The organism is Ruegeria sp. PrR005 (assembly GCF_010500245.1).
Lineage (GTDB): Bacteria > Pseudomonadota > Alphaproteobacteria > Rhodobacterales > Rhodobacteraceae > Ruegeria_B > Ruegeria_B marisflavi.
This window is the reverse complement of the sequence record NZ_JAAGOX010000003.1, coordinates 88,072-100,855: the sequence shown is the minus strand read 5'-3', so window position 1 is coordinate 100,855 and position 12,784 is coordinate 88,072. Positions and strand designations below refer to the sequence as shown.

The 12,784-nt window shown below is 64.9% G+C and carries 12 protein-coding genes; 5 read left to right on the top strand and 7 right to left on the bottom strand.

All coding sequences use genetic code 11. The annotated features are described in order from the left end of the window. Window positions 1-25 precede the first annotated feature (25 nt). Both G0P99_RS02515 and G0P99_RS02510 read left to right on the top strand, forming a co-directional pair. Entirely contained in the window at window positions 26-1,798 is a 1,773-nt protein-coding gene (locus G0P99_RS02515) for an adenylate/guanylate cyclase domain-containing protein (protein WP_164127371.1), read from the top strand. 64 nt (window positions 1,799-1,862) lie between these two features. Beyond that, the gene (locus tag G0P99_RS02510; RefSeq protein WP_164127369.1) at window positions 1,863-2,807 is read left to right on the top strand and encodes a fatty acid desaturase family protein; all 945 of its coding nucleotides are present in this window, start codon (window positions 1,863-1,865) and stop codon (window positions 2,805-2,807) included. A gap of 7 nt (window positions 2,808-2,814) precedes the next feature. On the opposite strand, the gene G0P99_RS02505 is transcribed toward G0P99_RS02510, so the two are convergent. Then, the gene (locus G0P99_RS02505) at window positions 2,815-4,041 is read right to left on the bottom strand and encodes a serine protease (RefSeq protein WP_164127367.1); all 1,227 of its coding nucleotides are present in this window, start codon (window positions 4,039-4,041) and stop codon (window positions 2,815-2,817) included. 144 nt (window positions 4,042-4,185) lie between these two features. Between G0P99_RS02505 and G0P99_RS02500 the strand changes: the two genes are divergently transcribed. Beyond that, window positions 4,186-4,605, top strand: coding sequence for a hypothetical protein (locus G0P99_RS02500; RefSeq protein ID WP_164127366.1), 420 nt, complete (start codon window positions 4,186-4,188; stop codon window positions 4,603-4,605). A gap of 79 nt (window positions 4,606-4,684) precedes the next feature. Here G0P99_RS02500 and hemF read toward each other — a convergent pair whose 3' ends face one another. Genes hemF through clpS form a run of 4 tightly spaced genes read right to left on the bottom strand, consistent with a single transcriptional unit; the run spans window position 4,685 to window position 7,766 of the window. Beyond that, window positions 4,685-5,569 carry an oxygen-dependent coproporphyrinogen oxidase gene (gene hemF / locus G0P99_RS02495; protein ID WP_164127363.1) on the bottom strand — a complete coding sequence of 295 codons (885 nt, stop codon included), beginning with the start codon at window positions 5,567-5,569 and terminating at the stop codon, window positions 4,685-4,687. A gap of 11 nt (window positions 5,570-5,580) precedes the next feature. Then, complete coding sequence (locus G0P99_RS02490; RefSeq protein ID WP_164127362.1) at window positions 5,581-6,381, bottom strand: SDR family NAD(P)-dependent oxidoreductase; 801 nt, start codon at window positions 6,379-6,381, stop codon at window positions 5,581-5,583. 37 nt (window positions 6,382-6,418) lie between these two features. Then, window positions 6,419-7,384, bottom strand: coding sequence for a class I SAM-dependent methyltransferase (locus G0P99_RS02485; protein ID WP_164127360.1), 966 nt, complete (start codon window positions 7,382-7,384; stop codon window positions 6,419-6,421). A 40-nt stretch (window positions 7,385-7,424) separates the two neighbouring features. After that, complete coding sequence (clpS, locus tag G0P99_RS02480; protein WP_164127358.1) at window positions 7,425-7,766, bottom strand: ATP-dependent Clp protease adapter ClpS; 342 nt, start codon at window positions 7,764-7,766, stop codon at window positions 7,425-7,427. Window positions 7,767-7,856: 90 nt separating this feature from the next. On the opposite strand from clpS, the gene G0P99_RS02475 reads away from it, so the two are divergent. Then, a complete protein-coding gene (locus tag G0P99_RS02475) occupies window positions 7,857-8,558 on the top strand; it encodes an HAD family hydrolase (RefSeq protein ID WP_164127356.1) in 702 nt (233 codons plus the stop codon). A gap of 266 nt (window positions 8,559-8,824) precedes the next feature. Then, the gene (locus G0P99_RS02470; protein ID WP_164127354.1) at window positions 8,825-10,324 is read left to right on the top strand and encodes a D-alanyl-D-alanine carboxypeptidase family protein; all 1,500 of its coding nucleotides are present in this window, start codon (window positions 8,825-8,827) and stop codon (window positions 10,322-10,324) included. A 192-nt stretch (window positions 10,325-10,516) separates the two neighbouring features. On the opposite strand, the gene G0P99_RS02465 is transcribed toward G0P99_RS02470, so the two are convergent. Then, window positions 10,517-10,831 (bottom strand): hypothetical protein, encoded by a 315-nt coding sequence (locus G0P99_RS02465; RefSeq protein ID WP_164127352.1) that lies wholly within the window; start codon window positions 10,829-10,831, stop codon window positions 10,517-10,519. Then, on the bottom strand, window positions 10,832-12,772 hold the full coding sequence (locus tag G0P99_RS02460) for an OmpA family protein (RefSeq protein WP_164127350.1): 1,941 nt from the start codon (window positions 12,770-12,772) through the stop codon (window positions 10,832-10,834). Window positions 12,773-12,784 lie beyond the last annotated feature (12 nt).

Sequence of the window (12,784 nt, the reverse complement as noted above, 5' to 3'; positions counted from 1 at the left end):
TGCTGCGCCCGCCCGGAGATTTTGCATGGACCGCCGCCTGACAACCATCCTCGCCGCCGACTTGTCGGGCTATTCGCGCCTGATGGCTGTGGATGAGGAGGGCACGGTCACCCGCCTGCGCCACCTCTTCGTCGACATCGTCCAGCCCGACCTGTCCCGCGAGGGCGGGCGGCTGATCAAGACCATGGGCGACGGCATGCTGGCCGAGTTCGCCTCGCCCGTCGCCGCCCTGCGGTCGGCCGTCGCCATCCTGCAACGGGTGGCGCGCGACCAGGCCGAAACCGACCCCGACACTCGGATGTTGTTCCGGGTCGGTATCCACCTGGGCGACGTGATCAGCGATGGCGACGATATCCTCGGCGACGCGGTCAACATCGCCGCCCGGCTGGAAAGCCTGGCCACTCCCGGCGGCATCTGCATCTCCCGCAGTGTCCATGACCAGGTGCGCGGCAAGGTCGCCGCCGAGCTGATCGCGCTGGGACCGCAGCCGGTGAAGAACATCCCCGACCCTGTCGAGGTCTGGCGTGTAGGCGCAGAAGGCATCGCCTGCGCCACGGGCACCCCATTGATGCGCACCGAACTGCCCGCCGTGGTCATCCTGCCCTTTGACAACATGTCAGCCGACCCGGAACAGGATTTCCTGGCCGACGGCATCGTCGAGGACGTGACCACCGAACTCAGCCGCTTCCGCACCCTGACCGTGATCGCCCGAAACTCGGCCTTTGCCTTCAAGGGCAGCCACAAGGACGTGCGCCAGATCGCTGAGGAACTGGGCGTGCGTTATGTGGTCGAGGGTTCCGTCCGCCGCGCGGGCGACCGGCTGCGCGCCACCGCGCAGCTGATCGACGCCCGCACCGGTGCCCATGTCTGGGCCGAACGCTGGGACCGGACCATGGCCGACCTGTTCGATCTGCAAGACGAGCTGACCGCCGCCATCGTGTCCGGGGTGGAGCCGGAACTGGGCGCGCACGAACGCAACCTTGCCCGCCGCAAACCCACCGACAGCCTGACTGCCTGGGAGATGTGCCAAAAGGGTTATTCCGAATTCACCCGCTACACCGACGAGGGTTATTCGCAGGCACATGCCTTCTACACCCGCGCCATTGCCGCCGATCCGGATTTCGCCCTGCCGCACGCGCTGTTGGCGCGCCTCGCCTGGGTGAAGGTCATAACCGGGCGGTCGCGCGACCCGGCCGCCGAAATCTCGACTGGGCTAGACCATGCTGCGCAAGCCATCGAGCGCGACGATCGCCTTGAAATCGGTTATGTCGCGCTGGGTGTCCTGCTGGCCATAACCGGGCGGGAACAGGATGCCGCCGACGCGCTGGACAAGGCCGAGGCGCTCAATCCTAACAACGCGGTGCTGCATTTCGGTCGCTGCCACGCCTGCCTGTTCATGCAAAGGCTCGATTGCGACCGGCTGGAACGGGCCGCCCGCACCGCACTGCGCCTGAACCCAAAGGACCCGATGGCCTGGGGCTTTTGGTTCCAGCTTGGCAATGCCTTCACCTTTCGCAACACCGACGCCGCCGATCCCGAGGCGCTGGCCGCCTATGAAACCGCCTGCCGGTTTCCCAATGCGGACTACTTCGTCTTTATGGCCACCGCGCTGAAACACGCCAAGCTTGGCAACCGGGACAAGGCCGCGCATTACCTTGCTCAAGCACGCGAAAGATACCCGGCCCTGACGGCTGAATTCTGGCGCCACGCCTTCCGCTTTCCGATCTGGGCGCGCTGGGTTGCGGCCGACGAAGCCAATCTCCAGATCCTGATCGATCTCGGCCTGCCAGCGCAATGACGTGGCGCTCTGTTTGACAGGCCCGTCCCCGACCTGAGACCCTGTCTGTCAGGGAGGACGCAACATGACACCGGGCAAGGCCTATCTCAGCACCGAGGAAATTCGCCCCCTGGCGGAACGGTCGGACCTGATGGGTGTCTGGCTGGTTGCGCATTGCTGGGGCACCATCGCGTTGGCGGTGGCGCTCTTCGGGCTCTGGCCCAATCCGCTGACCTTTGTCCTGGCGGTGATCGTGATCGGCTCGCGCCAGCTGGGCCTTGCCATCCTGATGCACGAGGCGGCGCATAACGCGCTGTTCCGCAACCGGCGGCTCAACGATCTGGTGGGCGAATGGCTCTGTGGCCGTCCGATCCTGGCGGAACTGGCCGCCTATCGCCATTATCACCTGACCCACCATCGCTTTACCCAGACCGACAAGGACCCCGACCTTGTCCTGTCGTCGAAATTCCCCACCTCGCATGCCTCTATGCGGCGCAAGTTCGCCCGCGACCTGACCGGGCGCACCGGGATCAAGCAGCTGACCGGCCAGATCCTTATGTCCTTCCGCCTTGCTGGCGATGACGAGGCGATCAAGGCCGCCGCGTCCGATTTCGCGCAAAGCTTCAAGGCGCCGCAGCTGTGGAAATCGCTGCCGGTCTTCCTCGGCATTGCGCTCTTGATCAGCCTTGTCGGCGACTGGTGGTGGGGGCTTGCCTTCTGGGTGTTGCCCTATCTCACCTGGTTCCAGTTCGTCCTGCGCGTCCGCAATATCGCCGAACATGGCGCCACCGAACAATCCGAGGACCCGTTCCGAAACGTCCGCACCACCCTTGCCGGGCCAATCGCCCGCCTGCTGGTGGCACCTTACTGGGTGAACTACCACCTTGAACATCACATGATCATGCATGTGCCCTGCTACAACCTCCCCCGGATGCACGCGCTGCTGCTCGACAAGGGGTTGGGTGGCCGGATGAAAACCGCCCCCAGCTATGGCGCCGCCCTGCGCGAGGCCGGCTGGCGCAGCGTCTGAGCGCGCCCTATAGCGGCCCGAACTGCTGGATCGCCGCCCAGAAATCGTCGTTCATGAACCCCGTGCCCTTGTTCTCATTCACGTCGCTCTCGCACTTGCCATGGGTATGAATACCGAAGGCCACGCCATCCAGATTCAGCAGGGGTGAGCCGGAACTTCCTCTTTCAGTGTCAGCCTCGTGTTCGATGACGACGCCCTTCTGTTTGACCACATAAGCCGCTCCATGCTCCTGCTGGGTCTGGCTTTGCTCATTGAAGCCGCTGGTTTCAGACCCGAGCGGGTCGTCGTCCTTGCCATAGCCGCGCACAATCAACTCACCATCCGCATAATCGCGGTGGACGTCGAAGTAACCAAACAGGTCTTTCGGCGTCTCTCCACGATCATTGGGAAGAATGCTGAACACAGCCCAATCCTTCCCGACGCCGGAACTTTCATAGACGATGCTGCCCGATTGGATCTTGTACTGAAACGCCTGGTCGGGATGTCTTGCACTGCCGTCAGGCCCCGATATCGGAACCCGAAACTCGAGTACCCCCATGCCTCCCGCTTTCGGACAGTGTCCCGCAGTCACAAACGCGCCGTTCGCCAGCGGCCATGCGGTGCAACCACCTTTCCAGATCCGCGCGACACGATCGTCAGAAGAAGATACCCGATGGTCGTCGCCACAGACATTCTGTGGCTGGTCGGCACTTTCCTCGATCAACGCGCCGGGTTCGCGGGGGCTGGCCACCGGCGGGCGTCCGAACGCGATCTCGTCGATTGTGTAGGAGGGGAGGGGATTCTCGCCTGCGGCGACGACCAGCTCCAGCAACAGCCGCCCGCCGTTGAACGCGGCGGTCTCGCCCTCCCATGCCTCCAGTTTCTGCTGGGTGAACTCCTGGAAAGACCCCTCCTCGCCCGAGATGATAAGACGGCTGCTCTCACCCAGCCAGAAATCCGAAAAGCGCAGCGTTATCCAACTGGCCGCCTCGTCTTCGATCAGTTCCGCGCGGACAAAAGGCCCCTGTTCGGGAGTGTCGATAATGTCCCGCTCACAGTCGTCCAGGCAAAACGCGGCCGCCAGCGTCTCGTCTTGCCGTCGGGCGCGAAACCGGGCGTAGGCCCCGTCATAGGCAAAGAACAGCTCCTTGCCCGTGTAGTTATCGCCCGAAACCGCCTCGTAGCTCGCGGGCGCGCCCTGTGCTGCTGCCATGGCTGGCATCAGACTGAACGCAAATAAAACACTCCAACGCATCGCTGGTACCTCCCAAACACACTCCCGGCAGTTTGCCCGCGTTCCCTGAATGGGTCAAACGGCGTCGTCCTCTCGTTGCACTGGCGCCGCGCGTGATTTCCGCTATCCTGTGAACCGCAAAGCATTTTTGTGCAGGAGATTTGGATGACACGGCGCAAGACGGTACTGGCGCTGCTGGGCGTGGGCCTTTTGGCCCCCGGCATGGCGCTCGCCTTTCAGGCCTTCAACCGGTTCGAGGTCTATCCCGTCAGCAAGGGCGTGATCGAGGTTGTCAACCGCAACGGCTCGGCGCCCAAGGATTTCTGGTGCGGCGCGGGCGACTATGCCATCCGCGTGTTGCGCACCAGCGCCACACAGCGGATCTACCTGGTCCGCCCGGTGGGCCCCGCAGTCACGGTCAAGGGCCGCAAGGGCGTGCATTACGCGCTGCAACCGCCGCCGGGGGTCAACACTACGCCGGGCTATTCGGTCAGCGTCAAGGTCGTCGGCGACAATATGACCGCCTCGATGGCGCAGAACTACTGCTACGACCGGCTCGAGGAGGATTTCTGGCTCCGGCCCTGACCTCCCGGAAACCGTCCCGCCCCTTCATTTCGCTGAAAATACTCCGGGGGAGGCGCCCCCTTTCCGTGATCGCTCTCGATCAGATCCATTTCGCCAGCGGCGGCAGGCTCATCAACACGGCATTGGCATCGTGGCCTGTCTCCAGTCCGAATTTGGTGCCCCGGTCATAGACCAGGTTGTATTCGGCATAGAGCCCGCGATGCACCAGTTGCGCCTCTTTCTCGGTCGCGTCGAACGGCTGCACCCGGCGGCGCTCCACCAGAGGCAGATAGGCGGGCAGGAACGCCCGCCCGATATCCTGCGTCAGCGCGAAGTCCGCCTGCCAGTCATGGGTGCAGAGATCATCCATGAAAATCCCGCCGACACCCCGCGCCCGCTTGCGGTGCGGGATATAGAAATACTCATCTGCCCAGGCCTTGAACCGGGGATAATGCGCCGCGCCATGCGGGTCCAGATGCGCCTTTTGGGTAGCGTGAAAATGCGTCGTGTCCTCGGCGTACTCGATACAGGGGTTCAGGTCCGACCCGCCCCCGAACCACCAGGCATGCGGGGTCCAGAACATCCGCGTGTTCATGTGAACCGCCGGAACATGCGGGTTCTGCATATGCGCCACTAGGCTGATGCCCGAGGCCCAGAAACGCGGATCGTCCGCCATGCCGGGAATGCCCTTGCGTGCGGCCATTGCCGCCTGCGCCCGTTCGCCCAGGGTGCCATAGACGGTCGAGATGTTGACACCCACCTTCTCGAACACCCGGCCGCCCCGCATCACGCTCATCAGCCCACCGCCCGCATCTGACCCATCGTCCGACTGGCGCGTGGTCTCGGTCACTTCGAACCGGCCCGGCGCCATGTCGCTGAACGGCCCTTCGGCGTGGCTATCCTCCAGCCCTTCAAAGGCGGCAACGATCTGGTCGCGCAGGTCCCGGAACCAGGCGGCGGCAGTGGATTTCTCGGTCTCGAACATCTCGTCTTCCTTCAATGCGCGGGTGCTGCCACCGGGTCCAGCAGGGTGCGCCCGCCATCTACCGTCAGGATCTGCCCGGTCATGAAGCTTGACGCGTCCGAGGCCAGGTATTGCGCGGTCTCCACCAACTCGTTGGCGGCAGCAACCCGGCCCAGCGGTGTATGCCGCTCGATATCCTGGCGGAACTCTCGGTTCTCCCTCAGCGTGGCCTGCAACGAGGCGCTCAGCACCGAACCGATCGCAATCGCGTTCACCCGGATCCGGTGTGGCGCCAGCGCCACCGCCAGCGAACGGGTCATCTGATCCAGCGCGGCGGTCGACACCGAATAGGCCATCAGGTCGGGGTGGGTGCGCCGGGCGGCCACGGACGAGATATTGATGATCGCGCCCGCTGGTCCCTCGCCATCCTCGCCGGCCTGCTTGATCATCCGCTTCGCCACCGCCTGGCTCAGGCGATAGGCGGGAAACAGGTTCTGGTTCAGCAGGGTGCGGATGCTGTCATCCTCTGGGTCGAGCGGATCTGTGGTGGTCACCTGCCGCGCGCCGTTGACCAGAATGTCGATCTGCTCGAACGCGTCGATGGTGGCCGACAGCAGGTTGGCGATGGTCAGCCGCTCGCGCAGATCACCGGCAAAATACCGGATCTTGCCCTCTTCGCCCAGATCGCCCAATTCCTCGGACAGCCCCTTTTCGTCGATATCGGCGAACATGACATTCGCCCCGGCCGACGCAAACTGACGGGCAATGGCGAGGCCGATGCCGTTGGCGGCCCCGGTCACGATGGCGGTCTTGCCGGTTATGGAAAAGGACATGAGCTTCCTCCTGACTCGGGGCGCAACTTAGCCGGGATCACCGCTGGGGGCGAGAGGCATGCAACACCTTGAACCTTGTGTTGCCCGCCACCTCGGCCACCTGCGCGAAATGCCGCGACAGCGCCGCCTCATAGGGCAGGTGCCGGTTGGCCACCATCCACAGTTGCCCCGAGGCGACCAGCAGCTTCGCAGCAGCGGCGATGAATCCTTGGCCCAGTTCCGGCTCGGCGGCGCGGCCGGTGTGAAACGGCGGGTTCATCACCACGGTGTCGATATTCTCGGGCGCTTTCCACGTCAGCGCATCGGACCAGTGGAACTGCGCGCGCGGGTCGGTCACGTTTACCCGGGCACAGTCCAGCGCCGCGTGATCGGCCTCGACCAGATGCACCGCCTTGACCCCCTCGCGCGACAAGAGCCCGGCGGACAGATAGCCCCATCCGGCGCCCAGATCGGCAATCACCTTGCCGGGCTTTTTCGGCAGCGCCGCCAGCAGCAGGGCCGAGGCCGGGTCGATCCCGTCGGCGGAAAACACGCCCGGCGCGGTCCGGAATCCCTCCACCTCCTGCGCCTCGGGCGCGGCCCAGTCCGAGAAATCGGCCCCACCGGCCCGGAACCAGAAGATCTTGCCATGCGCCTTGGACAGCGGCCCTTCGACCGCGACCCGCTTGCGGATGTCCTTTAACAGGCTGTCGATGCCGTCGGTCTTGGCGCCGTCCACCACGACCACGCCCGAGGCGCGTCGGCAGGCGTCGGCCACCATCGCCCGCGCCTGCGCCTTGGCGCGCGGCAGGAACACGACTGCATCCGTACAGGGCGCCTCCGACCGTGCTACCGTGTCAAAGCCAAGGCGCGCGAAATGGTCGTGATAGGGGCGGAACGGCTGCACCACCTGCGCGCCTTCGGGCAGGGCCGACAGGTCCTGTGCCGGGGTCGGCCGCAGAACAGACAAGGGCGGGCTCAGGACAAGGCCCGAGGCTAAGGCCAGCTCAAGACGAGGGGACATCGGCGTTTTCCGTTCCAGAGGGGGCAGGCGGCGCTTGCCGTCAGTCCTCTTTCTCCATGGTGCATTGCAGCGGGTGCTGGTGGCGGCGGGCAAAATCCATCACCTGTCCCACCTTGGTTTCCGCCACCTCGTGGCTGAACACGCCGACAACCGCAACGCCTTTCTTGTGCACGGTCAGCATGATTTCGAACGCCTGCGCGTGATTCATGCCGAAAAACCGCTCCAGCACATGCACAACGAATTCCATCGGCGTGTAATCGTCGTTCAGGAGCAGTACCTTGTACAGCGGCGGGCGCTTGGTCTTGGGGCGCGTTTGCAACAGGACAGACGCGTCGTTGTCCTGGTCATCCTTGTCCGACATCATATGCGGTTTTGCGGTCATTGGGGGCGCGTATCCGATTCCGGCTTCGGTTGGGTCGCAAGCTTATATAACCTTAGCGCGGAAATGGAAAAGAGAAAGCAAACGCGAAACATGTCGCAAAAACTGACCACCGTGGGGTTCGATGCCGACGACACGCTCTGGCATAACGAGCGGTTCTTTCAACTGACACAGGCGCATTTTGCGGGGCTCTTGGCCGATTTCGCCGAGGCCGACCACCTGATGGAACGGCTGCTGGCCGCCGAGCGGCGCAACATCCGCCACTATGGCTATGGGGTAAAGGGGTTTACCCTGTCGATGATCGAGACCGCCATCGAAGTGACCGATGACCGGGTGCCTGCCACCGTGATCCGGCAGCTGATCGAGGCCGGGCAAGAGATGCTGGCCCATCCCATCGAGCTGTTGCCACACGCCCGCGCCACGGTCGAGGCCGTGGCCGAGACACACCGCGTGCTGCTGATCACCAAGGGCGATCTGATCGACCAGGAACGCAAGCTGGCGCAATCGGGACTTGGCGACCTGTTCCACGGTGTCGAAATCGTCTCGGAAAAGACCGCCCGTACCTATCACTCCGTCTTTGCTCGCCACGGCGACGGGGCAGGGCGGGCGATGATGGTGGGCAATTCCATGCGCTCCGACGTGCTGGCCCCGATCGAGGCGGGCGCCTGGGGCGTGTTTGTGCCCCATGGGCTGGAATGGGAGATCGAAAAGGCCGACCCGCCTCGGGACCGGTCGCGATATCACAGCCTGCCCGATCTCGGCGCGCTGGCAGAGCTGGTGGCGGCCATCGGCTGAGCGCTTTGCGAAAACATCCCGGCACCCGTGACCGGGATCACAAACCGGTGCCAGTCGAATCGCAGCCGGGTCAGCCACATTCTCGTCACAATCGCCAGTGTGGGGGCGAACGCGAACCAGACCGCTACATCTGGTCCTGCGGGTTTTGACAATTTCTGCCGATGCGCACAAGCGGCGGGTTTATTTTGAGAAATTGCTGTGTTAGCCTGCTCCAAACACAATAAATGCGCCAGCCGGAAACCGGCGGCCCGAGGCAGACAGAGGCAATGATCGTGCAGGTTCGGCAAAAAATGCCGGCCCTTATGGGCTTACTCCTATTTCTAGCGGCGGTTGTGGTGCTGTCGCTTGCGTCGGTTGCGCGCGCCGCGCCCTATGCGGCGATGGTGATGGATGCCCGCACCGGCGAGGTGCTGCATTCCCAAAACGCCAATGCACGACTTCACCCGGCATCGCTGACCAAGATGATGACGCTCTACATCGCGTTCGAGGCGGTGCGGAACGGCGAACTGACCATGGATACCGAGATCCGCATCACCCCGCAGGCCGCCGCCGAGCCGCCCTCGAAACTGGGGCTGCGCGCCGGGCAAAAGATCGCCTTTCGATATCTGGTGCGGGCCGCCGCGATCAAGTCGGCCAATGACGCCGCTACCGCCATTGGCATTGCGATATCGGGGTCCGAGGCGGCCTTTGCCCGCCGCATGAACCGGACCGCTGCGGCGATGGGCATGACCCGCACCACCTTCAAGAACGCCAACGGTCTGACCGAATCCGGCCACCTCAGCACCGCCCAGGACATGACCATTCTCGGGCGGCATCTGCTCTATGACTATCCGCAGTATTACAACCTGTTCTCGCGGCGCGAGACCAGCGCCGGGATCAAGAACGTCGCCAATACCAACCGCCGCCTGCTTGACGCCTACCAGGGCGCCGACGGGATCAAGACCGGCTATACCCAGGCCGCGGGCTTCAACCTCGTGGCCTCGGCCAAGCGCGGCGACAAGCGTGTGATCGCCACCGTGTTCGGTGGCAAGTCGAGCACCGCGCGCAACGCCAAGGTGGCCGAATTGCTTGACCTCGGCTTCCGCAAGGCGCCGAACCGTGCCCCGATCCGGGCGCCTGGCATCCCGCTCTATGCCGGCAACGACAACTTGTCCCCCGACACGCCCTCGACCGAAAGCACCTCGAAAACCGTGCGCGTCGCCGGCGCGCCCGGCAGCAGCCTGCGGCCGCTGGCGCGTCCCGGTGGCCAGATCGCGACCGTGGTCGCGCAGGCCGTCGCCGAAACCGCCCGCCAAGACGAAGACCGCATCCAGGCCGGTATCTCGGCCGCCATGGCTGAGGCCACCCCGGCCGCACCCGCGGCGCCGTCCATCGCGACCCAGCTTGAACGGGGCGCCGATGCGGTGCCGGGCGTCCGTCCGGCCATGCGGCCAGAGAACCTGATTCTGGCCTCCGTCGACGCGGGTTCCGTGCAGGCCGACGTGGTCGAGGCCGAGCGCGAGGTCGTCACTCGCCTGTCCACCTCGGGTGGGCATCTCTGGGGCATAAATATCGGTCGGTACTCCAGCCGCTATGACGCCGAAAAGGTCCTGCTGCGCACCGCGCTGGCCGAGATCAACACGCTCGACGGCACCCTGCGCAAGGTCAACCAGTCCTCCAAAGGGTATGAGGCCACCTTCCAGGGCATGACCCGCGACCAGGCCGACCTGGCCTGCCGCCGCCTCTCGGCGCGCAACGTGCCCTGTTTCATGATCGGGCCATCCTAGGCCCGAAACCAGCTACCTCGTGAATTGGCCGTGGACCCAAGCCGCGGCCTTTTCATTTTCGGGGTGTGCAGTTCCGGTGTGGAAGCGGGAATACCAGGTGCTTGGAAACCCGGCGCCAGCGCTTGAGCGCCCCGGCCCGGCCACCTGTGACAATCGCTCAAGCCAGCGGTGGCATCCTGTGCCGCCTCCGCCTCATCCGTTCAGATGCTGCCGCAGTTCCTCGGCTTCCTGCCGCGCGGCACGCAGCCCGTCCATCGCGGCGGCCAGTTCGGCCTCGGTCTGGGACAGCTGGTTGGTCAGCTCCGCCTCGCGCTGCTGCAAGTATGTGATCGCCTGATCGCGGGTTTCCTCCGCCTCGTGCAGCTCCTGGCTCATCCGGTCCAGATCGGCCACGTCGCTTTGCCGCACGCGGGTGAACCGGTGCACCAGCCAGTTGGCGAACCACCCCATGGAAAAGGCGACGAACAGGATGATGGCGGTTGTGATGATAAACTCGGTTCTGTTCACTTATTGATCCTCCCCGGACGCCCCGTCAGCCCCTGTTGTCCCTGCCGCCGCATCCGCGTCCGCGTTTGCGGCCGCGCCGTTTTCCGTCGCCTCGATTTCTTCCAGCGCGGTCGTTTCATCGTCCAGCAACTCGGGCCGGATCAGCCGGAACTCGATCCGCCGGTTCGCCTCGCGGCCTTCCTCGGTGCCGTTGTCGGCAATCGGCTGGCTCTCGCCATAGCCGACCGCCGAATAGGTCGATGTCAGCACCCGCCGCGCCCTGAGTTCGTTCAGCACCGATTGCGCCCGCGCCTGGCTGAGCTGCTTGTTCATCTCCTCGCGACCCTGGCTGTCGGTATGCCCCTGGATCTCCAGTCGGATCGGTCCGCAGGCCTGCAACAGGTCCGCGATCTGCTCGATCGTCGCCGCCGAACTGCCCGCGATGGTCGCCGACCCCGGCTCGAACGTGATCTTCCCGACTTTCTGGATCTCGACCAGCTGTGCTTCGCACATGTCGGGGTCCGGTCCTCCCGCCGCCTCGGTCAGCGGCGGCTCTTCATAGGTGATGTCCAGCTCGTAACTTTGTGATTCGCCCAGTTTTTCGGCCAACAGGCGCGCAATACCCGCGCCCGCTTCCTCGTCAAGGCTGACACCGCGCAGGATCAGGTTGTCCGGCTTCACCACAAGCGCGCCGTTCTTCAGGGTCGCCAGCGCCTCGATGCCGGCCATCACCCGCATCGACCAGTCCCCCGGCAATTCCGGCACGATCCGGGTCGCGGTATAGACCGCACCCGAGCCAAAGGCAGCCTTGGCGAAACTGTCCACCATGAACCGCATGTCCTCGCTGCCCAGCCGCCCGCGCAACTGCACCTGCCCCTCGGGGCTCAGCGTCGCGGTGAATTCCGGCGGCCCGGCGGTCGAGGTCTTCTCTGGCTCCGGCAGCACCGCATGCAGGGCAAACACATCCGGCAGTTCGGTCTGCAACTCGCCCACGACCCGGTCGAACAGCGCCTGATCGGTGCCTTCGGCGGCGACCAGTGTGATATCGGCATCCGCGATGGTCACCGACCCCGCGCCCAGCTCTGCCACAGCTCCGATGCTCAGCTCGGCCGCCCGGGCCCAGCGGGGCGAAGGCACACCCATCCCGATGGTACAGCCCGGAGTGCCCTTGAGGCCCGCTGATTTCGCTGCGGCCAGGATACGCGCGCGCGAGGTGGCGGTCTCGGCCGCGCAGGCGTCAAAGCGCGCGCCTTCCTCGTCGATCAGGAACCGCAGGGTAAAGGGCGTGATCACCGGGCGCGGCGCCGCGATATCCAGCCCAATCCGAACCGAGGGCGGCGCCGCCCGCGCCAGCGCCTCTTCCAGCCGCTTCTTGTCGGCGCCACTGTCCGAGATTGCCTTGACCGTCACCCGCCCGGCGCTGACGGAAATCTTCGACCGGGGCAACATGTCCAGCGCCTTCACCGCGAAACCCAGCGCGTCGTTCCAGCCTTCGGGCACCGGATAGCTCGCGGTCTCCAGAAGGTCGGTCACGCTTTCGTTCTCGGCCAGCCGCCCCAGCGAGGCGATCAGCGCCACCCGGTCCATCCGGGCCGGCACCAGGCCGATCACCGAAATACCACTGTCATTGCGCAAAATCTCGATCGAGAAACGCGGCGGCGCCAGCCCGGCCGAAGGCCGGATCTGCATCCGGTCGATGACCCGCGAGGCGTCGACTTCGGCGCCCACCACCGACAGCGCGTTGAATCGCGTCGCCTCGTCCGGGGCCATGCCGGTCAGTTGCACCTGCAATCCGTCCGCCTCGACCTCGGCCCAGTCGTGGCCGTTCAGATCCAGCGCCCGGCGCACGGCAATCTCCGAGTTCTCCTCGACTGCGGTCACCGCGAAACTGGCGGCAACGCCACAAAGGGCCGCAGCCAGGACAAAGGTCAGCGCGACGACAAGGGTCAGGGGAAGTCGCATGGGCAGGTCGTA

Coding starts and splice junctions, on each gene's coding strand:
- G0P99_RS02490 (WP_164127362.1), bottom strand. CDS start 6,381: ATGTCCTTTTCCATAACCGGCAAGACCGCCATCGTGACCGGGGCCGCC.
- hemF (WP_164127363.1), bottom strand. CDS start 5,569: ATGTTCGAGACCGAGAAATCCACTGCCGCCGCCTGGTTCCGGGACCTG.
- G0P99_RS02460 (WP_164127350.1), bottom strand. CDS start 12,772: ATGCGACTTCCCCTGACCCTTGTCGTCGCGCTGACCTTTGTCCTGGCT.
- G0P99_RS02500 (WP_164127366.1), top strand. CDS start 4,186: ATGACACGGCGCAAGACGGTACTGGCGCTGCTGGGCGTGGGCCTTTTG.
- G0P99_RS02475 (WP_164127356.1), top strand. CDS start 7,857: ATGTCGCAAAAACTGACCACCGTGGGGTTCGATGCCGACGACACGCTC.
- G0P99_RS02510 (WP_164127369.1), top strand. CDS start 1,863: ATGACACCGGGCAAGGCCTATCTCAGCACCGAGGAAATTCGCCCCCTG.
- G0P99_RS02505 (WP_164127367.1), bottom strand. CDS start 4,041: ATGCGTTGGAGTGTTTTATTTGCGTTCAGTCTGATGCCAGCCATGGCA.
- G0P99_RS02515 (WP_164127371.1), top strand. CDS start 26: ATGGACCGCCGCCTGACAACCATCCTCGCCGCCGACTTGTCGGGCTAT.
- clpS (WP_164127358.1), bottom strand. CDS start 7,766: ATGACCGCAAAACCGCATATGATGTCGGACAAGGATGACCAGGACAAC.
- G0P99_RS02485 (WP_164127360.1), bottom strand. CDS start 7,384: ATGTCCCCTCGTCTTGAGCTGGCCTTAGCCTCGGGCCTTGTCCTGAGC.
- G0P99_RS02470 (WP_164127354.1), top strand. CDS start 8,825: ATGATCGTGCAGGTTCGGCAAAAAATGCCGGCCCTTATGGGCTTACTC.